The sequence below is a fragment of the Pseudomonas sp. NPDC007930 genome (genome assembly GCF_042958985.1).
Taxonomy (GTDB): Bacteria; Pseudomonadota; Gammaproteobacteria; order Pseudomonadales; family Pseudomonadaceae; genus Aquipseudomonas.
Genome location: NZ_JBIBKC010000008.1, coordinates 16,167 through 36,180, shown reverse-complemented (window position 1 = coordinate 36,180; position 20,014 = coordinate 16,167). Strand labels below are relative to the sequence as shown.

The 20,014-nt window shown below is 59.8% G+C and carries 16 protein-coding genes and 1 pseudogene; 8 read left to right on the top strand and 9 right to left on the bottom strand.

What is annotated here, in order from left to right; genetic code table 11:
* Nucleotides 1-371: 371 nt before the first annotated feature.
* Entirely contained in the window at nt 372-1,676 is a 1,305-nt protein-coding gene (locus ACFZCE_RS17500) for an Nramp family divalent metal transporter (protein WP_390941244.1), read from the bottom strand.
* 243 nt (nt 1,677-1,919) lie between these two features.
* On the opposite strand from ACFZCE_RS17500, the gene ACFZCE_RS17495 reads away from it, so the two are divergent.
* Nucleotides 1,920-4,724 carry an EAL domain-containing protein gene (locus ACFZCE_RS17495; RefSeq protein ID WP_390941242.1) on the top strand — a complete coding sequence of 935 codons (2,805 nt, stop codon included), beginning with the start codon at nt 1,920-1,922 and terminating at the stop codon, nt 4,722-4,724.
* A 13-nt stretch (nt 4,725-4,737) separates the two neighbouring features.
* Here the strand turns inward: ACFZCE_RS17495 and ACFZCE_RS17490 are convergent, their stop codons facing one another.
* The 4 genes and pseudogenes from ACFZCE_RS17490 to ACFZCE_RS17475 form a co-directional block, all read right to left on the bottom strand.
* A complete protein-coding gene (locus ACFZCE_RS17490) occupies nt 4,738-5,088 on the bottom strand; it encodes an MmcQ/YjbR family DNA-binding protein (protein ID WP_390941240.1) in 351 nt (116 codons plus the stop codon).
* Nucleotides 5,085-5,267 (bottom strand): annotated as a pseudogene (locus ACFZCE_RS17485) (LysR family transcriptional regulator); the annotation flags it as partial. The pseudogene ACFZCE_RS17485 and the gene ACFZCE_RS17490, both read right to left, overlap by 4 nt.
* Nucleotides 5,268-5,494: 227 nt before the next feature.
* Nucleotides 5,495-6,511, bottom strand: coding sequence for a zinc-binding dehydrogenase (locus tag ACFZCE_RS17480; protein WP_390941238.1), 1,017 nt, complete (start codon nt 6,509-6,511; stop codon nt 5,495-5,497).
* A 167-nt stretch (nt 6,512-6,678) separates the two neighbouring features.
* Complete coding sequence (locus ACFZCE_RS17475) at nt 6,679-7,014, bottom strand: SDR family oxidoreductase (protein ID WP_390941237.1); 336 nt, start codon at nt 7,012-7,014, stop codon at nt 6,679-6,681.
* Nucleotides 7,015-7,224: 210 nt separating this feature from the next.
* On the opposite strand from ACFZCE_RS17475, the gene ACFZCE_RS17470 reads away from it, so the two are divergent.
* Nucleotides 7,225-8,133, top strand: coding sequence for a LysR substrate-binding domain-containing protein (locus tag ACFZCE_RS17470; RefSeq protein ID WP_390941235.1), 909 nt, complete (start codon nt 7,225-7,227; stop codon nt 8,131-8,133).
* Between the two features lie 177 nt (nt 8,134-8,310).
* Nucleotides 8,311-9,294, top strand: a complete 984-nt coding sequence (locus ACFZCE_RS17465; protein ID WP_390941233.1) for an aldo/keto reductase — start codon at nt 8,311-8,313, stop codon at nt 9,292-9,294.
* Nucleotides 9,295-9,442: 148 nt separating this feature from the next.
* On the opposite strand, the gene ACFZCE_RS17460 is transcribed toward ACFZCE_RS17465, so the two are convergent.
* Genes ACFZCE_RS17460 through ACFZCE_RS17450 form a run of 3 tightly spaced genes read right to left on the bottom strand, consistent with a single transcriptional unit; the run spans nt 9,443 to nt 11,932 of the window.
* Nucleotides 9,443-10,645: an alcohol dehydrogenase catalytic domain-containing protein gene (locus ACFZCE_RS17460; protein WP_390941231.1), complete on the bottom strand. Its 1,203-nt coding sequence runs from the start codon at nt 10,643-10,645 to the stop codon at nt 9,443-9,445.
* 13 nt (nt 10,646-10,658) lie between these two features.
* Complete coding sequence (locus ACFZCE_RS17455) at nt 10,659-11,444, bottom strand: carboxymuconolactone decarboxylase family protein (RefSeq protein WP_390941229.1); 786 nt, start codon at nt 11,442-11,444, stop codon at nt 10,659-10,661.
* Nucleotides 11,441-11,932, bottom strand: coding sequence for a cupin domain-containing protein (locus ACFZCE_RS17450; RefSeq protein ID WP_390941227.1), 492 nt, complete (start codon nt 11,930-11,932; stop codon nt 11,441-11,443). Before ACFZCE_RS17450 ends, ACFZCE_RS17455 begins: the two co-directional genes overlap by 4 nt.
* A 297-nt stretch (nt 11,933-12,229) precedes the next feature.
* Between ACFZCE_RS17450 and ACFZCE_RS17445 the strand changes: the two genes are divergently transcribed.
* From ACFZCE_RS17445 to ACFZCE_RS17425, 5 genes are all read left to right on the top strand, one after another.
* Nucleotides 12,230-12,727 (top strand): DUF2255 family protein, encoded by a 498-nt coding sequence (locus tag ACFZCE_RS17445; protein WP_390941225.1) that lies wholly within the window; start codon nt 12,230-12,232, stop codon nt 12,725-12,727.
* Entirely contained in the window at nt 12,724-13,971 is a 1,248-nt protein-coding gene (locus tag ACFZCE_RS17440) for a Bcr/CflA family efflux MFS transporter (protein ID WP_390941223.1), read from the top strand. The genes ACFZCE_RS17445 and ACFZCE_RS17440 overlap by 4 nt, the downstream gene beginning before the upstream one ends.
* A 26-nt stretch (nt 13,972-13,997) precedes the next feature.
* Nucleotides 13,998-14,762 carry a glucose 1-dehydrogenase gene (locus ACFZCE_RS17435; protein ID WP_390941221.1) on the top strand — a complete coding sequence of 255 codons (765 nt, stop codon included), beginning with the start codon at nt 13,998-14,000 and terminating at the stop codon, nt 14,760-14,762.
* An 84-nt stretch (nt 14,763-14,846) separates the two neighbouring features.
* Entirely contained in the window at nt 14,847-17,228 is a 2,382-nt protein-coding gene (locus ACFZCE_RS17430; RefSeq protein WP_390941219.1) for a membrane-bound PQQ-dependent dehydrogenase, glucose/quinate/shikimate family, read from the top strand.
* Between the two features lie 205 nt (nt 17,229-17,433).
* Nucleotides 17,434-18,747 (top strand): MFS transporter, encoded by a 1,314-nt coding sequence (locus ACFZCE_RS17425; RefSeq protein ID WP_390941217.1) that lies wholly within the window; start codon nt 17,434-17,436, stop codon nt 18,745-18,747.
* 246 nt (nt 18,748-18,993) lie between these two features.
* Here ACFZCE_RS17425 and ACFZCE_RS17420 read toward each other — a convergent pair whose 3' ends face one another.
* Nucleotides 18,994-19,902: a LysR substrate-binding domain-containing protein gene (locus ACFZCE_RS17420; protein ID WP_390941215.1), complete on the bottom strand. Its 909-nt coding sequence runs from the start codon at nt 19,900-19,902 to the stop codon at nt 18,994-18,996.
* Nucleotides 19,903-20,014: the final 112 nt, after the last annotated feature.

The window sequence follows — 20,014 nt, the reverse complement described above, 5'->3', positions numbered from 1 at the left end:
TGACTCTCCGGCCAGAACGTACTGATACCCAAGCGCCAGCATGCCACTGGCGCGGTTCAGGACAATCAGGTGATCGGCACTTTCCGAGGAAAGGTGATGCCGCTGGTCGGGTGGCGGATCCAATCGTGTGATCGGGTTCACCTAATGGCTTTTCGCCCGGCGCTGCCATAGTGCTGTTCACTTAAGCAATCAGTGCGCTAAACCAAGGGTTAGGCCCTGAATTTTCTAGGTGGTTTTACCGAGCGCATGACCTGGCTGGCCCTTCGCCCGGCACAGCCGGCCTCCCACGGGTTCTGTGTTGCCCCTTAAATCAGGGACTTACATAAATCTGGTGGGAGGCCGGCTGTGCCGGGCGAAGGGCCGCTTAGCCATCAGGCCAACAACTGCGCCCCCAACTGAAACGCCACCCACACCGCCAGCACCGTGGCGAAGCCCAGCGCCAGGTTCTCGAACAGGTTGTTGCGGTAGGGCCCCATGAGTGTTTTCTGGTTGCTCATCACCAGCAGCCCCAGCGAGATGATCGGCAGCCCGACGATGTTCAGCGCGTTCACGCCAATGGTCAGCGTGACGAAGTCCGGCATGCCCGGCAGCGACCACACCAGCGGGGTGACCAGGATGAACATCATGAACCACTTGTGCGCGGGGTCTTTGTGCAGCACCTCGCCGTAACGCGCCTTGCGCGCTGGCACGATGTGCTGCAGGGCGTCGGTGATCAGCCGCGGGAAGGCCGTGGTCTTGCCGGCCACGCTGGCGAACAGGGTGGCGAAGGCGCCGACGAAGAACACGTACCAGCCGGCCTCGCCGAAAAACATCCGCAGCGCCTGGCCGAGGTCGTCGAGGGTCTCAACCTTGAGGTTGTTGGGGCCGAGGATCTCCGCGCCGACCACCCAGATCGCCAGGTTGATGATGATCCCCACGAACACCGCGAACAGCAGGTCGTTGCGCTGTACGCGGCGGTGTTCCGGGCCGGTCCAGCCTTTTTCCTTCATCACGTAGGGGTGCACGAAGTTGGCGATCGAGCCGGCCACCGCGCCGATCACCGACACCGCCACCAGCAGCGCGCCGTGCACGCCTTTGTCAGGCGGGATGCTGAAGCCGATGGTGCCCTTGATGATGCCGCCCACGTCGGGCTTGGACATGATCGCCAAGGCCAGGAAGGCCAGGGTCATCAGGCACAGCAGCCACTTCATCACCTTCTCGATCTGCCCATAGATGTTGCGCCCCACCAGCAGCCACACCCCGAGCATCACCGCGAACGAGCACAGCAGGGGGTAGGGCAGGTGCAGCAAGGTGGCCAGCGCTTCGCCGGCGCCCTTGAGCATGTAAGCGTTGGTCAGGTGGCCCATGATCAGCGCGTAACCGAGCATGAACCAGGCGAACACCGGGTGCAGTTGCGCGTACCCGCCAAGGATGCTCATCCCCTGGGTATTGCATAACTGGAACCGGGCAATGATATTGACGATCAGAAACCGCAGCAGCAACGACACGGCCAGCACCCACATCATGCTGTAACCGTAGTTGGCCCCGGCCACCGAAGAGGTGATCAGGTCGCCGGCCCCGAGCCAGGCCAGTACCGCGATGATCCCAGGGCCGAGCATCTTGCCGAGGCGGGCCAGGCTGAAGCCTTGTTCTTGCGGGGCCGCCGCGGTTTTCTGAGCAGAGTTGGCGCGCGCCATAGGCGTGTGTCTCCCATTGTTTTTGTTGTAGGGGCCCGTGTGGAGGGTCACGGGCTGTCGCTAAAATACGACATCGTACGACCGTAGCAGGTTCAGCCCTGCCTGCCAGTGGTGGGGGGCCGCGTGTCTGCCAGCGACCTGCCGCGTATCCGTTGCAGCCCGCTGCGCGCGTGGCCTCTTGCCATGAGGTACCGGCGCACTGGATCATGACTAAATATTTCCGCCATACCGCTTGGAGCACCCATGGAGTTGCGAGACCTAGACCAGGTATTGAGGCAGGCCACGCACGCTGGGCACAGCCAGCAGTGGGGGTTCTACCGGGTCGGTGAGCATCTGCAACTGGCCGGCCACGGGCAAGAAGCCTTCAACTGGCCGGCCACCCTCGACGACGGCGCGCTGGATGCCTTTTGCGCCGAGCAACAGTTGCACCGCTGGGCCACCGGCCACGGCGAGCAGGTGCTGGGCTGGTTGCTGGCGCCGCGGGCGCTGCATGAATCGCCGCCACTGGCCGGGCTGGCGCTGCGCTTGGGGCTGTGCCTGCAAAGCGAGGCGCTGGCCCGCGCCCAGCACACCCAGCGGGTGTTGTACGCGATCACCCACCTGGCCACCTCGGTGCGCGACCGCGGCACTTTCATGGCGCGCCTGCACCAGGAGCTGGGCACGCTGATCGACGCGGAAAACTTCTACCTGGCCCTGCACGATGTGCGCAGCCGGGAAATCACCTACCCGTATTACGTCGACACCACCGACGACGAAGCGGTAGAGAGCGATGGCCGCGAGTACCTCGACACCCAGCGCCTGTCGATGACCGGCATGGTGCTGACCAGCGGCCAGCCGCTGCTGGTCACCCGCGACGACATCCACCGTGCCCGTGAAAGCGGGCGCTTCTACTGCCTGGGCCATGTGCCGGAATTCTGGATGGGCGCGCCGCTGAAGAACGCCTCCGACGAAGTGTTCGGGATGATCGCCATGCAGGTGTACGACGCCCAACGGGTGTACAGCGCCGAAGACCGCGCGCTGTTCCTGGTGGTGGCGCGGCACGTGGCCATGGCCCTGGACCGCATTCTCCACCGTGCTCACCTGGAAGAAGTGGTGGCCGAGCGCACCCGCGAGTTGTCGCAGTTGAACGAGGCGCTGCGCCAGCAGGTGACCGAGCGCGAACGCGCCGAGCACCTGCAGAACGCGCTGTTCCAGATCGCCGAACTGTCCAGCCAACCGGGTGACATGGCGGAACTGTTCCCGCAACTGCACGGGATCGTCGGCGAACTGCTGTACGCGCGAAACTTCTACATCGCGCTGTACGACGGTGAAACCGGCGAGGTGAACTTCCCCTATTACATCGACGAACAACTCACCCGCCGCCCGGGTTCGCGGCGCGGCCGGCGCGGCTTGACCGAATACGTGATCCGCCAGCGCCGGCCGTGCCTGATCGACTACGACGACGCCACCCGGCTGATGGAAATGGGCGAGGTGCAGAACACCAACGAGCCGGTGCGTTCGCAGTCGTGGCTGGGCATCCCGCTGTTCGACGAAAACCGCGTGCGCGGCGTGCTGGTGGTGCAAAGCTACAGCCCCTCGGTGCGCTACAGCCTGCGCGACCAGGAACTGCTGACGTTCGTCTCGCGGCACATCGACACCGCGCTGTCGCGGCGCAGCGCCGCCGAGGCCATTCACCTGGCCAACCTGCGCCTCGAGGCGCGGGTGCAAGACCGCACCCGCGAGCTTGACTTGGCCAACGCCAAGTTGCTTCACGAAAACATCCACGACTCGCTCACCGGCCTGCCCAACCGCAGCCACCTGCAACAGCAACTCGACTGGGAATGGCGGCAATTCCGCAAAGACGGCCGGCAACTGGTGGTGATGTTCCTCGACCTGGACCGCTTCAAGCTGATCAACGACAGCCGCGGCCACCACTTCGGCGACCTGCTGCTGATGGCCGCCGCCGCGCGCCTGCGCTCTTGCCTACGTGAAAGCGACCTGCTGGCGCGGCTGGGTGGCGATGAGTTCGCCGTGCTGGCGCCGTACGCCCCGGTAGACGTGGCGGTGGGCATCGCCGAGCGGATTCTCGCGGCGTTCGACCTGCCGTTTCATATTGACGGCCACGCGGTGTTTTCTTCGTGCAGCATCGGCATCGTCAGCGCCGACGAGCAATTCCACCGCGAGCCCAGCGACCTGCTGCGCGACGCCGACATGGCCATGTACCGGGTCAAGAACGCCGGGCGCGACAGCTTCGCGGTGTTCAACCACGAGCTGCGCCGGGAATTCTCCGACCAGGTGGAGCGCGAGGGCGCGCTGCGCAACGCGCTCAAGCGCAGTGATGAGCTGATCCCGTACTTCCAACCGATCGTCGACGTCGCCAGCGGCCAGTTGGTGGCGCTGGAGGCGTTGATTCGCTGGCGCCTGCCCGATGGCCGGGTGCTGGTGCCCGGGTTGTTCTTACCCGCGCTCGAGGGCCTGCGCCTGATTGGCCGGCTCGACCTCTACATGCTGCGCTGCGTGGCGCAACTGCTGGCGCGCCCGGAGCACGCCAGTTGGCCGACGGTGCACGTGAACTGCTCCAGCTACAGCATCACCCGCCCGGAGTTCGCTGGCGAGGTGCTCGACCTGCTCGCCGGCTTCAATGTGGCGCCTCATCGTATTTGCCTGGAACTGACCGAAGGCGCGCTGGTGGCCGAGCCGGAGCTGGCCCGGCAGACCATGCGCAAGCTGGCCGAGTGCGGTATGTCAGTAGTGCTCGACGACTTCGGCGCCGGCTTCTCTTCGCTCAGCTATGTGCACCAGTTCCACTTCACGGGGCTGAAGATCGACAAATCGTTCATTCTCGAACTGACCACCAGCAGCCGCAGCCGGGCGATTGTGCGGGCGATTGTGCGGATGGCCGAATCGCTGGGGCTGAGCGTGGTCGCCGAAGGGGTGGAGGACCTCGCCGCGCTCAACCTGTTGCGCGACATGGGCGCCGGCCAGGCCCAGGGCTACCACTTTGCCCGGCCGCTGGCGCTGGACGATCTGCTCGCCCACGAACTGTGGCCGCAGGAGGCGACGTCTTAGGGGTGAGCGGGCCTTAATCCAGCAGCAACCCCACCCGCGCCCGCTTGGGCAGCTTGGCCACCACCAACTGGTGCGAGCGCCGGAGCAAATCCTGTAATTCCTCGGCCGCCACCACCGCGGGGCCCTCCAGGCTCACCCATTTCGCCCGCGCCAGGTAAGGCGCCGGGCGAAACCCGGGGCGGTCGCAGTAGCCCAGGAACAGCTCTGCCTCGACCTTGAACGCCAGGCTGGTGCTGCCGCTGAGTTCAGCCACGGCGAACATCTTGTTGCCGGCCACGGAAAACACCCGCACGCCGCCCCATTTGTAGTCTTCGCGGGCGCCGGGCAGGCTCAGGCAGTAGGCGGCCACTTCATCGAGGGTCATAGCGGGCGGTCCTCACAGCGGCTGAAGGCATGGTTAAGGTGGTCGATCCAGGCCCGCACCGCCGGCAATACGCCGCGCCGGTGCGGGTACACCGCCTGCAGCCAGGCGCCGGGGCAGGCCCAGCCGTGCAGCAGGCGCACCAGGCTGCCGTTGGCCAGTTCTTCCTCGCAGTGCATCATCGAATGCTCCAGTGTCTCGGAGTATCTGAAGTGGGGGGCCAGAAATACTCGCGCGCACTCCCCTGAAAGGTCAACCATATCAAGGGTACTGAGATGAGGCGCTTGCTGCTGCTGGCCTTTTACTGACCAAGTCTCGGGGATTGCCACTGCACCTTTGCAAGAAAACAGCGTAAACGGCGGCTATTCCGGCTGCCGATGACGCGCGTCTCACAGCCCATTAAGGTTGGTCAGGGGATGAGCAATGCTTTGATCGCTCGGCGCTCATCCATGGCTTTGTAGCCTTCTTCTACTTGATCGAGCGGTAGGGTTAGGTCGAAGACTTTTCCGGGGTTGATCTTGCCGCTCCAGACGAGATCGATCAGTTCCGGCAAGAACTGTCGAACTGGCGCTGGCCCGCCATGCAGGTGCACATGTTCGAAGAACAGTTCTTCGGCATTGAGCGTCACACCGTGAGGTACTCCGACGTAACCGACGTGACCGCCTTGGCGTGCGGATTTAATCGCTTGCATCATCGACTCGTGTGTCCCAACGCATTCTAGAACGGAGTCTGCGCCCAACCCATCGGTGAGTTGGAGGATACTCGCGACACCTTCATCACCTCGTTCAACGACGATATCGGTGGCCCCGAATTCAAGCGCGAGCTTCTGTCGGGACTCATGCCGACTCATGGCGATGATGCGTTTGGCGCCCATCTGTTTGGCCGACAGCACGCCGAGTAGCCCTACAGCACCGTCACCCACCACTACCACGGTCGCGCCCGGCACAACGTTAGCGGCCTTCGCAGCGAACCAGCCGGTACCCAAGACATCCGAGGTTGTCAGCAGGCTTGGAATCATTTCGGGAGGCGGCATGCCCAGTGTCGCCACCAATGTTCCGTCGGCGAGTGGAACCCTCATCCTTGGGGCTTGTGCTCCGCCCACGAACTCAGCGCTGTTGCAGGATGATTGGTAGCCATGCTCGCAAACCGGGCAGGTGTTATCGGAAGCGAAAAACGACCCGATGACGAATTGCCCTGGTTTGACGGAAGTTACTGCGCCGCCAACCTGCTCAACTACGCCGCAATACTCGTGCCCCATGGGCATAGGTTCGGTGATGGCTTGGATGCCTCGATAAGGCCACAGATCGGAGCCACATACGCACGCGGCTGAGACGCGAATGATCGCATCGGTGGGCTCAATTATCCGTGGCTCGGAAACCTCCTCGTAACGGATGTCTCTTGGCCCGTGCAGAACAGCAGCAAGCATAGTCATAACCCTTGTATGGCGTCTTCAAATTCGAGTTGTGAAGTTACCGGCCGTAGGGCTGGGTGATAAGAAGGGCAATTGTTGATGCACTTGTTAGCAGGCCTCATCAGTTCCCATGACGAGGCACGCGCATAGCGCCTTGATGCTGTCGACGGTAGCGCTGTTGCTTAATGGGTGGTGAACCCACCGTCCACGCAGAGCGCCGCTCCAATCACGAAACTGGCGGCGGAACTGGACAGCCACAGTACGGCTGCTGCCAGTTCTTCGGGGCGTCCCATCCTGCCAATAGGCTGGCTGCGCATAAACTCGGTAATGGAGTCCTGATCAATACCCTCAACCATGGGTGTATCGAACGTGCCAGGGCAAACGGCGTTAACCCGGATGTTCTTGGTTGCAAACTCCAAGGCTGCGCATTTGGTGATTCCGAGCACACCGTGCTTGGTTCCGTGGTAGGCAGTGCGACCTGGTAAACCGACCAATCCGCCTAGCGAAGAGCAATTCACATTTGGAGGCTGTGCGATTTAAAGGGTAGCCAGCTGAAGCCCACATCAATGCGCCCGATTGTCCGGGTGCGGCAAGCGGATAAGTACTACTGAGGATTATGCGATCTTGTAATGAGGGATACTCATTAATATCCTGACCCTGGGTAAGTAAAATTCCCTTACGAAGCGTCCTATCCTGGTCGCCGACAACCCGATCGCCAAGGATATTCCATGAGCATTAGCCGTGCGAATCTCGCTGATTTTGTTTATTTCCTCGCCATTGCGCGGCACCAAAGTTTCAGCCGAGCGAGCCAGGAAGTCGGAATCAGTGCGTCCGCACTGAGCCATGCGATCAAAGGCCTAGAGATCAGGCTTGGCGTACGGTTACTCAATCGCACAACCAGGAGTGTGACGTTAACCGACGCCGGCGAGAGGTTGCATCAGGTGATTAGCGCGCCGATGCAGGAAATCGACGGAGCCATGGAGATCCTGAACAAGTTTCGCGACGAGCCGACAGGTCGCATTCGATTAAATATCCTGAGTGACGCCGCTGAGCTCTTGCTTGGCCCTGTGCTCCCGATATTCACAGAGCGCTATCCGGAGATTCAGATAGACCTGACCGTAACAAACCTGATCGTCGACGTGATCGGTGGAGGCCACGACGCAGGTATACGTTACGGTGGGACAGTTCCTGAAGACATGGTTGCCCAGCGTTTATCGCCGGACATTCGATGGGTCGTTGCCGGAACGCCCGATTACCTCAAGAGTTTCGGTATCCCCAAGCACCCCAATGATTTGCATAACCATCGCTGCTTGCGTATTCGCCTGGGCAGCGGCGCAATGTACGACTGGGAATTTGAAAAAGGTAAGCAGAGGCTCGCGATTGCCGTGCCCGGAGCGATCACGATCGATGAAACGCGTGTGGGGCTGGCTTTGGTGCGTAATGGCGCAGGTCTGATGTATGCCCCTGAGCCCGCCATGCAACCCTTGATCGATTGCGGTGAAGTCGTCACCGTCCTAGATGACTGGGCTAGCGTCGCGCCTGGCTACCATATGTATTTTTCCAGTCACCGGCAGGTGCCAACGGGGCTGCGGTTGCTGATAGATCTCATTCGAGAAATCCATCCTCTCGGCGAATAGCCACTGGTCGCCGCCTATATGAAGGTGTGGCGATCAAATAGCTATTCATCCCGTAAAGCGCGAGCAGCAGTGAGCGGATCTCATGAATCGCTGGCAACCCCCGTAGGTACTAACTAATGGGCTCGGTACAGCCAATTTGGCGTGTGCGGGAAAACACTCTTTAGTCACGAGGTAGATATGGAATACAAGCATCTTGGTCGGTCGGGACTTAAAGTCAGCAGGCTGTGCCTAGGCAGCATGAACTTTGGTGAGCTCACAGATGAGACCACGAGCTTCAACATCATGGATGAAGCACTCGATGCGGGCATCAATTACTTCGATACTGCAGACGTTTATGGGGGCCCTAATTCCCCGGATATGGCCAAAGGGTATGGGATTTCAGAAGAGTACATCGGCCGCTGGCTTGCTCAAGGTGGCCGTCGTGATCGGATTGTGCTGGCCACTAAGGTCTATCAGCCGATGGAGCTTGGCCCGAATGATCGGCGTCTCTCGGCTTACCGTATCCGGAAGGCGTGTGAGGAAAGCCTGCGCAGGCTGAAGACTGATCATATTGATCTCTACCAGATGCACCACATCGACCGTAACACCCCCTGGGAGGAGATTTGGCAGGCCATGGAGTTGCTCGTTCAACAGGGCAAAGTCATCTATGTTGGCAGCAGTAATTTTGCAGGCTGGGACATCGCCACCGCGCAGGCAGCAGCGGCCAGCCGTTCCTTCATGGGCCTGGTCTCAGAGCAGAGCATCTACAACCTCTCAAATCGTGCAATCGAGCAAGAGGTCATTCCAGCCTGCCGGTATCTCGGGCTGGGAGTAGTGCCGTGGAGCCCTCTGGGAGGTGGCCTGTTGGGTGGTGCTTTGCAAAAAATCACCGAGGGCCGGCGTGCAAAGCCAAAGGTCGCCAATCAGATCGAGCGCTTGCGCCCACAATTGGAAAAATACGAGGCATTGTGCGCTGAGCTTGGCGAGTCACCTGCCGATGTTGCACTGGCTTGGCTGCTTCACCAACCGGCGGTCACCGCGCCTATCATTGGGCCCAGGACGGTGGCACAGCTGAAGGATAACCTGCAGGCGCTGAAGGTAGAACTCTCGGCCAGTACTCTTGAACGCCTGGACGAGATTTGGCCGACTCAAGGTGAAGCCCCGCAGGCCTATGCCTGGTGATCAGCAGCTTAGGTGATCTGATACCAGGCCTCGGCTGCTCATAAGGACTATTGTAATTTACCACTGCACCCATCAACCAGATGAGGGGTGCAGTGGTCGGCGCTGCGAAAAATGCCCTGAATCGGAGCTTGGTGGATACCCGTATTTGTTATGCCTTGCGGGCAGAGGCGAAGTCGATCACGAAGCGGTACCGTACGTCCTTGCCGATGACCCGCTCATACGCTTTATCGATCTGTTCCGGCTTGATCATCTCGATATCGGCGGTGATATTCCGGGCGGCGCAGTAGTCAATGACTTCCTGGGTTTCAGCAATCCCGCCGATCAATGAACCCGCAAAGGATTTGCGTCCAAATGCCATGAGCATGCCGTCGAGGCCTTCGAGTTTTCCGAGTGCCCCCACGTTGACGAAGGTTGCATCGAGCTTCAGCAGATCGACGAACTGCTGCATCGGGTAGGATTCCGGCACCGTCGAAATGATCAGATCGAAGTGGTTGGCCAGACGTGCGAAAGCCGCTTTGTCGCTCCACAGTACCGCCTCATGGGCGCCCATCCGCTTAGCGTCTTCGAGCTTGCTGGATGTCGTTGTGAAGACGGTAACTTCCGCGCGCCGAGCTACACCCAGCTTCACTGCCACATGGCCCAGCCCGCCCATGCCGATGACTCCCACTCGTTGTCCAGGCTTGAGCTGCCAATGCTGCATTGGCGAGAACGTCGTGACACCCGCACAGAGTAGCGGTGTCATGGCCGCGAGGTTCGCACCCGCCGGCATTCGAATGGCGAAGTGCTCCTTGACCACGATCCGCTCGGAATAGCCGCCGTAGGTCATGCCGCCCATCACCTTGTCAGGCGAGGCATAGGTGAAAGTGGTGCCTTTGAGGCAGTTCTGCTCCCGATCCGCCAGACAGTTCTCGCATTCACCGCAGGAGTCGACCATACAGCCCACACCGGCATAGTCGCCAATCTTGAATTGGGTCACCTGATTGCCAATCGCTGTAACCTTGCCAACGATTTCGTGCCCAGGCACGCAGGGATAGGGTGTCTCCGACCACTCGCTGCGCGCGGTGTGAATGTCCGAATGGCAGATCCCGGCGTACTCGATGTCGATCAATATGTCTTTGGGCCCTACGGCTCTGCGCTGGATCTGCATGGGAGCGAAGCCCGACTTGGCACCTTTGGTGGCGTAGGCTCGCACTGTGAATGGGCCTTTAAGAGGTGCCGGTTCAGCGGTGGCGGCCGCTGCGCTGCCGGCGCCTGCAAACAACGGGGCGGCGGCGAGGCTGGCTCCTGCCAGCATGATCTTGCGGCGGCCAATGGTGGCAGGCCCCTGGCCGGTTTTGCTTTCGTCACTCATCCTTGCGTTCTCCTCAGGATTTCTGTCGGCTGATGAATACTTCGTTGACGACCGGCACGGCGGTAAACACATTGGGCCAGCCGGTGTAGAACGCTAGTTGGGTCAACATTTCCGAGGCTTGTGCCTGAGTCAGTCCGTTGTCCATGGCGCGATTAAGGTGAGCGGCGAGTTGAGCGACCTGTCCCGTGGCGATCAACGCACTGACGGTGATCATGCTTCGATCACGCGGTGCCAGCCCCGGGCGCAGCCACAAGTCGTGGAACAGCGAAGCGCTGGTGTAGTGAACCAGCCCTGGCGAAACGGGGCCGACGTTCTTGTCGACATACGCCGTGCGCACTTTCTCGGATGCCTGGTCGATAGGGAGCAGGGGAGGTGAAACAGGCGGCAATTGATCCGGCGTGATACCGCGCTTCGCAAACACGCCTTTGGTGATCAGGATCGTCGCGGTCGCATTGCCCCACCCGGTGTAATACGCAAGGTGGTTGATGGCTTCGGAAATCTCCGAAGGCTTGACGCCGTTATCCAGAGCCAGGTTCAGGTGGAATGCGAGTTCCACCGTTTGCTGCTTGGAAATAAGGACGGCCAGCGTGACCAGACTGCGATCGCGTGGTGACAGGCCTGGTCGTTTCCACACTTCCCCCAGCAGAGTGGACTCGGTGTTATGCGCCAGAGCCGGAGATACCGCACGCATGTCGTCCAGCGTTGGGACTGGAGGTGAGCTCTCGTCAGGCGCTCGGCTCGTCGAGCAAGCAGCCAGCAGAAGGGTGAAGCAGGCGATACCCGCCTTCGCGAGACTCATCGAGCAGCCTCGTATTGCGCTTCACTGACCGGCTCCATCCACTCGACATTCTTTCCGTCGATAGCTTCCTGGATCGCAATGTGAGTCATCCCCGTGGTGGCTGTAGCGCCATGCCAGTGCTTCACACCAGGCGGCGTCCAGATGACGTCCCCTGGCTTGATAACAATTTTCTCACCGCCCACTTGCTGTACCCAACCGGTACCCGAAGTGACGATCAAGGTCTGGCCTTTCGGATGGGTATGCCAGGCCGAACGGGCCGCTGGCTGAAAGGTAACGGCGCCAGCAGAGACGGTCGAGGGCGCGCGCGCTGCGAATAGCGGGTCAATGCGGGCGTTCCCAACAAAGTTGGCAGGAGCACCCATGATCGACGATTGCTCGCCATTTCGGCTTATAGCCATAGCCTGATCTCTTGGGATGTCCGCACTGTGCGCGGACACAGCGGTGCCGAATATTGCAGCCATCATAGAAGTCTTGATGAGTGCTCTCATTAGTTAGCTCCTGCTCATGGGCGGTTGAGCTATCACGCTAAATGAGAAACTTTTCTTGGACTACCCGCTGAATTCAACATGATCAGATGAGAGCGGCTCATTAATCCAGCTGCACGTGCCTATCGTTGCCCCTGGCCCTTATATCCCTTCGACCTCAGCAATTGATGAGCGTCACTCAGTAGAGCATCCAGCATTAGCCGGGTACTCAGAGCCTCTCGTGTTCATTAGCTTGGTGGCACATGAACATTCCGACGTATTCAGCGATCACTGACCTTCATGCCCGGAGAGGATTTGAATATGAACGCACGAGGTTTACCCAGCGCAGCGCTTGCTGCTTTGGTCTTTTTTGGTGGTGTGAGCGTTAACGCCACTGCTGCCGACGCCGCGATAGGGCAGGAGCAAAAGGGGACAACTATGAAGTGGGATCAGGATGAGCTCGATGCCATCGTCAAAGCTGACGATTTGCATATCTCTGTTTTCCGTGAAGACATGGTGAACTACGGTACGCCGACCTTTATCTGGTGTGTACAGGTGGGGGGGGATCTGTACGTTCGTGCGTATAATGGCACCAAGTCTCGCTGGTACCAGGCTGCACTTAAGCAAAAGGCAGGAAGAATTATCGCTGCCGGGAAAACCTTTGACGTCAGCTTCGAGCCAGTGAATGGTGGAATCAACGATCAAATAGACGATGCCTACCGAGCCAAGTACAGCTCTAGTAGTTACTTGGCCCCCATGATCAGTGAGCGATCTCGAGCCGCAACTGTTCGCATACTGCCCAAGGGCAGCACGCAGTGAACCAGATCGGAGTTGCTAGCGCCGAACGTGATGCCCAAGAAAAACCGGGGATGGGGGATCAGCCACAACATGGTTTGCGTATCCTTCTGATCCTCAGCGCTCTATTGGCATTCGCGTCGGTCTCCACTGATTTGTACTTGCCCGCTATGCCCATAATGGCGACATCTCTGCATGCCAGCGATGGGGTATTGGCACTGACCGTGAGTGGATACCTCGCAGGGTTCAGCGGTGGGCAATTGTTTTGGGGGCCGTTCAGCGATCGATTTGGACGGCGACTGCCGATAGCGATTGGGTGCCTGTTGTTTATCGCCGGTGCAGCCGGCTGTGCCCTGGCAACGACCGGTACGGCAATGGTCTGCTGGCGTGTCGTTCAAGCCTTAGGCGCTTGCGCTAACGTGGTTCTTGCCCGGGCAATGGTGCGAGATCTTTACGAGGGTCGACATGCCGCGCAAAAGATGTCGACGTTGATGACTATCATGGCAGTTGCGCCGCTGGCGGGCCCCACCGTGGGCGGCCAGATCCTGCATCTGTTTTCGTGGCAAGCAATCTTCTGGACACTGGTGCTCTTTGGGTCGTTAACGCTCGCCAGCCTGATGCTGCTGCCTGAAACCTTGCCCCCCGAGCAGCGTAGCCCAACGTCAATGAGAGACATTGCTCACCGCTATGGAGTGCTGTTGCGAACGCCAAAGTTCTTGGCCTACATCGCCACAGGCGGTTTTTTCTACGCAGGTACTTTCGCCTACATCGCGGGTTCACCCTTCGCTTACATCGCTTATCACCATGTTGATCCGCAGTGGTATGGAGCGCTGTTCGGCGCTGGGGTTGTGGGGCTCATGGTGACGAACCAGCTTAATGCGCGATTGCTCAACCGGTACGACATTGACCAGCTTTTGATGGCCGGTGGGCTTCTTTCTGCCGTTGCCGGGAGCGTTATCGCGATCGCGACGTGGAAGGACTGGGGCGGGTTGCCGTTGCTTATCGCTGGGTGCTTCGTATTCGTCACTGCGACCGGCTTTGTCCTGGCAAATGCCCTTACCGGGGCGCTGAACTGCCTACCCAAGTTTGCCGGTACTGCATCGGCACTTTCCGGTGCCTTGCAGTATGGCGCAGGAATGCTGGGGGCGGCGCTAGTCGCCAAATTTGCAAACGGTACCCCGTGGCCCATGGGCCTCGTGGTGGGAGTTTGCAGTCTCGGCTGCCTGCTCAGCGCAGCGTGCGTGCTGCGGACAACGCATAAAAACTGATCACCTTTGAAATTGAGGATACTGAGATGAGCTTTTCGTTTGAGAACAAAGTTGCATTGATCACCGGCGCAGCCTCCGGCATTGGTTTGGCGACTGCCCAGGCATTTGCAAAGGCTGGTGCAGCTGTTGCCATTGTGGACGTCAACGGTGAAGCCGCTCAGGCCCAAGCCGAGGCTCTGGTTGCTGCTGGTCATAAGGCGATTGGCCTTCGCTGTGATGTTTCTGACATTGGTCAGGTGGAGGCAATGGTCAATGAGACGGTAGCGGCATTTGGGCGTTTGGACGCCGCCTTCAACAACGCAGGTATCCAAAACGTCCTGGCCGAAATCGCCGATGCCACCGTCGAGGATTATGACCGGGTCATGTCCGTCAACCTTCGTGGTGTCTGGGCTTGCATGAAGTTTGAACTCGAATACATGCGTCGCCAGGGCAGTGGCACCATCGTCAACTGCTCATCGCTGGGTGGCCTTGTCGGTGGTGCACAACGCGCAAACTACCACGCAGCCAAACACGGCGTGATCGGGTTGACCAAAAGTGCTGCGCTTGAATATGCCGCCCAGAACATCCGGGTCAACGCTGTGTGCCCAGGGCTTATCTGGACTCCGATGGCCGATCAGATGGTTGCCGCCGGGCAGGGTGAAGCGCTCGAAGGCATGATTAAAGCAGTCCCGATGGGGCGTCATGGCCAGCCCGAAGAAATTGCGGATGCAGTGCTTTGGTTGAGCAGCACTTCCTCCAGCTATGTGACCGGCCAATCCATTTCGGTGGATGGCGGTTTCATCATGCGTTGACCCTGCAGGGCTCTCTCGTTCTGCGCGCACCCCAGGCGGGTACGAAGACCACCGCCGCCTAATAAAGCATCAAGGAACTGATCCATGCCGGAAAAAAATCCAACTCGGACAGTCCGGGGGCTACTTATTGCCCTCGGGATTCTCACCCTGCTTCCTGGGCTCTTCATGCTGTTCGGTGGAGGCTATCTGATAAGTCTGGGCGGCTCTTGGTACTTTGCATTAGCTGGCCTGGGGATGATTATTGCGGGCGTGCTCCTCGCACGCCGCCGCTTGCCCGGTGCACTCCTGTATCTCGCTGTCTTCATTGCCTCCCTCGCATGGTCTGTGTGGGACGTTGGCCTGGCATTCTGGCCGCTGTTCTCCCGATTGGTAGCGTTGGCGGTGCTGGCCGTTTTGGTGCTGCTCGCAATACCTTCGCTTCTCGCCAGCCGCAAAGCGGCGGGCGCCAAAATTTCCTTCGTAGGCGCTTTCGTTGTGGCTCTGGGGCTTGCGGTGACGTTTTATGCGGCGCTGCAACCTCAGCCTATCCAAACTGCTGACGGAGCACCGAGTCCAATCGCTGGCAAAGCGGTCGGGACGGTTGAGCCCGCTACAGATTGGCGCTATTTCGGACATACGCCATCGGGTACCCGACATGCTGTGCTGGACAAGATCACCCCGCGGAACGTTTCCGATCTCAAGGTTGCCTGGACATACCGGACGGGGGAAATCCCTAAGGGCAGCAACGAAGGTCACGTGGTGACACCGCTGCACGTCAATGGAGTGCTGTACGGCTGTACCCAGTCCAGCCAATTGTTTGCCCTGGATGACGATACTGGTAAGGAGATCTGGCACCACGATCCCAAGGCTCAACCCAATAATGTCTATCCGCGTTGCCGAGGTGTGGGTTATCACGATGCTTCAGCTCAAGCGCAGGACACCAGCAGCCAGGTGCCTGTGGCTGCGTGCACACGCCGGATCATTGCCACAACCGTTGACGCTCGCCTTATAGCCGTCGATGCGCAAACGGGTGAGGCGTGCGCCGACTTTGGTGATCACGGAAGCGTGAGCTTGCAGATCGGGATGGGAAGTCCTGATAAAAACCTCTATTTTCCAACAGCGGCTCCCACAGTCGTACGTGATCTTGTGGTAGTCGGTGGCCTGGTTTGGGACAACCAGAAAACCGGTGAGCCTTCTGGTGTCGTACGCGCATTCAACGTTCAAACAGGCGCGCTTGTCTGGGCATGGGACTTGGGTAACCCTGCAATTACCCGCGAACCTCCGGAAGGCCAAAGTTATACCCCGGGTACCCCCAACGTCTGGTCGACGCCTGCCTTTGACGACGCGCTGGGGCTGATCTATCTGCCCACCGGTAACGCGACGCCTGATTTCTGGGGCGGCGAACGCTCTGAAGCTGATGATCGTTACTCCTCATCCATTGTTGCGCTGGACATCGCAACGGGACGAGAGCGCTGGCACTTCCAGACCGTGCATCACGATCGGTGGGACTATGACGTACCCTCTCAACCGGCCCTTTATGATGTACCGGATGGGCAGGGCGGTACCTTGCCAGCTCTGATCCAGACGACCAAGCGTGGCCAGATTTTCATGCTTGATCGCCGCACCGGTAAGCCAATTGCCAAGGTCGAAGAGCATCAGGTTCCCCAGGGGGGAGTGGCAGATGATCGTAGTTCGCCTACCCAGCCTTACTCAGTGGGCATGCCCTCCATTGGCACAGAGCCATTGAGTGAAAAACGCATGTGGGGCCTGACCCCGGTCGACCAGTTGATCTGCCGCATAGATTTCCTGAAGGCACGCTATGAGGGTGAATTTACGCCGCCCAGCGAGCGCCTGACGATTCAGTATCCAAGCTGGTTGGGAGGCATGAATTGGGGGTCGGTTTCTGTCGCGGAAAACCTTGGCTACCTAATCGTTAATGACACCCGCGTTGCAATCTGGAATCGCATGATTCCACGCGCCGCCTACGACGAGAAATCCCTCAGTGGCGGTGGACATGAAGGTAACGCGCCCCAGGCGGGCACTCCGTGGGGTATCGAGCAAGGCCGCTTCCTGTCACCCCTGGGTATTCCGTGCCAAGAGCCGCCCTACGGCACCATTAGCGCTATCGATCTGGCGACGCGAAAGGTTGCATGGTCGACGCCATTGGGAACAACCGAAGAGACCGGCCCGTTGGGCATTGCTACGCACCTTCCTATGCCGATCGGGATGCCCACCCGAGGAGGGCCAATCACCACGTCTACGGGCCTGGTGTTTATCGCGGCCTCTCAGGATTTCTATATCCGAGCTATCGATGTCCGTACCGGCAAGGAGCTCTGGAAGGGGCGGCTGCCAGTGGGCGCCGAGGCAACCCCGATGACCTACGTCTCGCCAAAGACCGGCAGGCAATTCGTGATCATCAGCGCAGGCGGCAACTCGGCTACGACGCAGAAGGGTGATTACGTAGTGGCGTACGCGCTGCCTCAGTAGCAGCACTCCCGGTGTCAGGGGCGCAAGTTATACCCCTGATGCCACGGCCGTCTCTACGCAGTTAATCGCATGGTTCAAACGCCAACGTAAAGCATGCGTATTTTCAAAACGCTTTACCTGCCGGCCATGGCCAGATCCAGAACCTCCGAACCGCCGTTGCGATGCCGACAGTCAGGTCTAAATTCTGCTGCCTTGAGGAGTGCCCATGAGCGGCAAATCCATCCAGATTCGTGTAAGCCGAAGCATCAATGCTCGATGCCACGAGCTGATACCAGCGCTGCAGGGGTTCGTGTTTTTCTTCTGCCTGTTCGCAGGCTATTTCATGCTACGACCCATCAGAGAGTCCATGGGGATTTCTGCTGGTGTTCAAAACCTGCAATGGCTCTTTACAGCGACATTCCTGGCCATGCTCGTGGCGGTGCCCGTATTCGCTTGGCTGAGCTCCCATGTGCCGCGACGGCACTTTATTGACTGGGCGTACGGCTTCTTTTGTTCCAACCTCCTGGCATTCGCAGTGATCTTCGAGCTACTCGGAGAAAGCCAATGGACGGCGCGTGCGTTTTACGTCTGGATCTCGGTTTACAACTTGTTCGTTATATCCGTTGGTTGGAGTTTGATGGCCGACGTTTTTGATGGGGCGCAGGCCAAGCGTTTGTTCGCAGTCATCGCTGCTGGAGCGAGTGTGGGAGGGCTTGTCGGCCCTGCGCTCAGTGCGCTGTTGGTGGGTGTCCTGGGCGAAGCAGGACTGATGGTGATTGCAGGCCTGCTGCTGGCTGTAACGTTAGTCGTCAAGCGTTCGTTGATGCGATGGCGAGACATCGGTGGTGCAGGCCGAACGGGGGCCAGTGTCACGGAGAATCCGCGTGACCCCATTCCTGGAAACCCCTTTAGTGGATTGACCAGAGTTTTGACGTCCCGCTACTTGATCGGCATATCACTGTTCGTCATTTTGCTGTCTACCTTGAGCACATTCCTCTACTTCGAGCAGGCACGATTGGTGTCGACGCTCTTCCCGGATCGGCAAGCGCAGATACGCATATTTGGCATGATCGACTTCGTCGTCCAGTCGGGTGCATTGCTATCTCAGCTGCTCGTTACAGGGCGACTGGCTCAGAGGTTAGGCGTTCGGGTGGTGTTGGCCATTGTGCCGGTGTTGATGTTCATAGGCTTTGTTGGCCTGGCGCTCGTTCCGAGCTTCGCCCTCCTCGTGGTGCTCATGGTGGTACGCAGGATAGGTGAGTACGCATTCATCAGGCCTGCACGTGAAATGCTCTTTGTGCCTTTCGACGCCGAGAGCAAATATAAAGCGAAAAACTTCATCGACACCGTGGTTTATCGCGCTGGAGATGCCGCTAGCGGCTGGGTGAAAAACACTCTGGACTTGATAGGCCAGGGGGCTGGTTTGGTGGCAATAGTCGGTGCCCTGAGCGCAATGATCTGTGGGTACTTGGGATGGCGTTTGGGGAAACGGTCAGATGAGGAGCAGTCTGGTCTGGATGCGCGCGAGTCTGCAGTTTGATCGAGCCCTATCACCGCCGCTGGCAGAGCCGCAGACGAACGGCTTTGAGCGGGGACTTCTCGCTAGTTTCCTAACGATCTGACTCCAGCGATCTAGGTTTTCCCTGCCTCTGGGCAATTTAGATGCTTCACAAAATCGATTGCTGAGGCTGCCTCATCAGGACATGTGGAACCTGCCCACTAATCATGTATGTCGATGCTGGCTACATCCGGACGTTGATATCTCCGCCATTGCGCAGTGTGGGAGTCATAGCGGGCGGTCCTCACAGCGGCTGAAGGCATGGTTAAGGTGGTCGATCCAGGCCCGCACCGCCGGCAATACGCCGCGCCGGTGCGGGTACACCGCCTGCAGCCAGGCGCCGGGGCAGGCCCAGCCGTGCAGCAGGCGCACCAGGCTGCCGTTGGCCAGTTCTTCCTCGCAGTGCATCATCGGCAGCACGGTAAAGCCCAGCCCGGCCAGCGCCGAAGTTTTGCGCACTTCAAAGTCGTCGATGCCCAGCCGCGCCGGCATCGCCAGTTCAAAACGCTCACCGGCCTCGTTGAACAGCCTTATCCGGCCCAGCCGGTCGGCGTCCAGCGCGCTCAGAAAGGGCAGGGCGTAGAGGTCCTTGGGGTGGTGGATCGGGTGCTCGGCGGCAAAGCCCGGCGAGGCCACCACCTCGGTGCGCGCCTCGCGCAGGCGGCGGGTGACCAGGTTCGGGTCTTCATCGCCGGGCTCGCGCACGCGCAGGGCGACGTCGATGCCTTCGTTGATCAGGTCGACCCGGCGGTTCACCAGCATCAGCTCCAGTTGCACCAGCGGGTAGCGGGCGATGAAGTCGCGCACCATGCCGGGCAGGAACTGCGTGGCCAGGCCCACCGGCGAGCTGACCCGTAACGGCCCGCGCGGCTCGCTGCTGACGCTGGCCACCACTTCGTCGGCCATTTCCGCTTCGAGCAGCATCGCCTGGCAGTGGCGCAGGTAGCGCTCGCCGACCGTGGTCAGCTGCAGCTTGCGCGTGGTGCGCTGCAGCAGCCGCGCGTTGAGGCGCTCCTCAAGCTCGGCGATGCGCCGCGACAGCCGCGACTTCGGCACGCCCAACTGGCGCCCGGCCGCGGCGAAGCCACCGGCTTCGACCACCTTGGCGAAGTAATACAGGTCATTCAGGTCGCGCATGCCGGCCCCCATCGTTCTACTGGTGGAACAATCTAATGCATTTTCGCCCGCTAATCATCCATTGGCACTTTGGGTAGGATGGCCTCATTGACGAACCGCACCCTTTCCAGGA

Coding starts and splice junctions, on each gene's coding strand:
- ACFZCE_RS17500 (WP_390941244.1), bottom strand. CDS start 1,676: ATGGCGCGCGCCAACTCTGCTCAGAAAACCGCGGCGGCCCCGCAAGAA.
- ACFZCE_RS17495 (WP_390941242.1), top strand. CDS start 1,920: ATGGAGTTGCGAGACCTAGACCAGGTATTGAGGCAGGCCACGCACGCT.
- ACFZCE_RS17490 (WP_390941240.1), bottom strand. CDS start 5,088: ATGACCCTCGATGAAGTGGCCGCCTACTGCCTGAGCCTGCCCGGCGCC.
- ACFZCE_RS17480 (WP_390941238.1), bottom strand. CDS start 6,511: ATGCTTGCTGCTGTTCTGCACGGGCCAAGAGACATCCGTTACGAGGAG.
- ACFZCE_RS17470 (WP_390941235.1), top strand. CDS start 7,225: ATGAGCATTAGCCGTGCGAATCTCGCTGATTTTGTTTATTTCCTCGCC.
- ACFZCE_RS17465 (WP_390941233.1), top strand. CDS start 8,311: ATGGAATACAAGCATCTTGGTCGGTCGGGACTTAAAGTCAGCAGGCTG.
- ACFZCE_RS17460 (WP_390941231.1), bottom strand. CDS start 10,645: ATGAGTGACGAAAGCAAAACCGGCCAGGGGCCTGCCACCATTGGCCGC.
- ACFZCE_RS17455 (WP_390941229.1), bottom strand. CDS start 11,444: ATGAGTCTCGCGAAGGCGGGTATCGCCTGCTTCACCCTTCTGCTGGCT.
- ACFZCE_RS17450 (WP_390941227.1), bottom strand. CDS start 11,932: ATGAGAGCACTCATCAAGACTTCTATGATGGCTGCAATATTCGGCACC.
- ACFZCE_RS17445 (WP_390941225.1), top strand. CDS start 12,230: ATGAACGCACGAGGTTTACCCAGCGCAGCGCTTGCTGCTTTGGTCTTT.
- ACFZCE_RS17435 (WP_390941221.1), top strand. CDS start 13,998: ATGAGCTTTTCGTTTGAGAACAAAGTTGCATTGATCACCGGCGCAGCC.
- ACFZCE_RS17430 (WP_390941219.1), top strand. CDS start 14,847: ATGCCGGAAAAAAATCCAACTCGGACAGTCCGGGGGCTACTTATTGCC.
- ACFZCE_RS17425 (WP_390941217.1), top strand. CDS start 17,434: ATGAGCGGCAAATCCATCCAGATTCGTGTAAGCCGAAGCATCAATGCT.
- ACFZCE_RS17420 (WP_390941215.1), bottom strand. CDS start 19,902: ATGCGCGACCTGAATGACCTGTATTACTTCGCCAAGGTGGTCGAAGCC.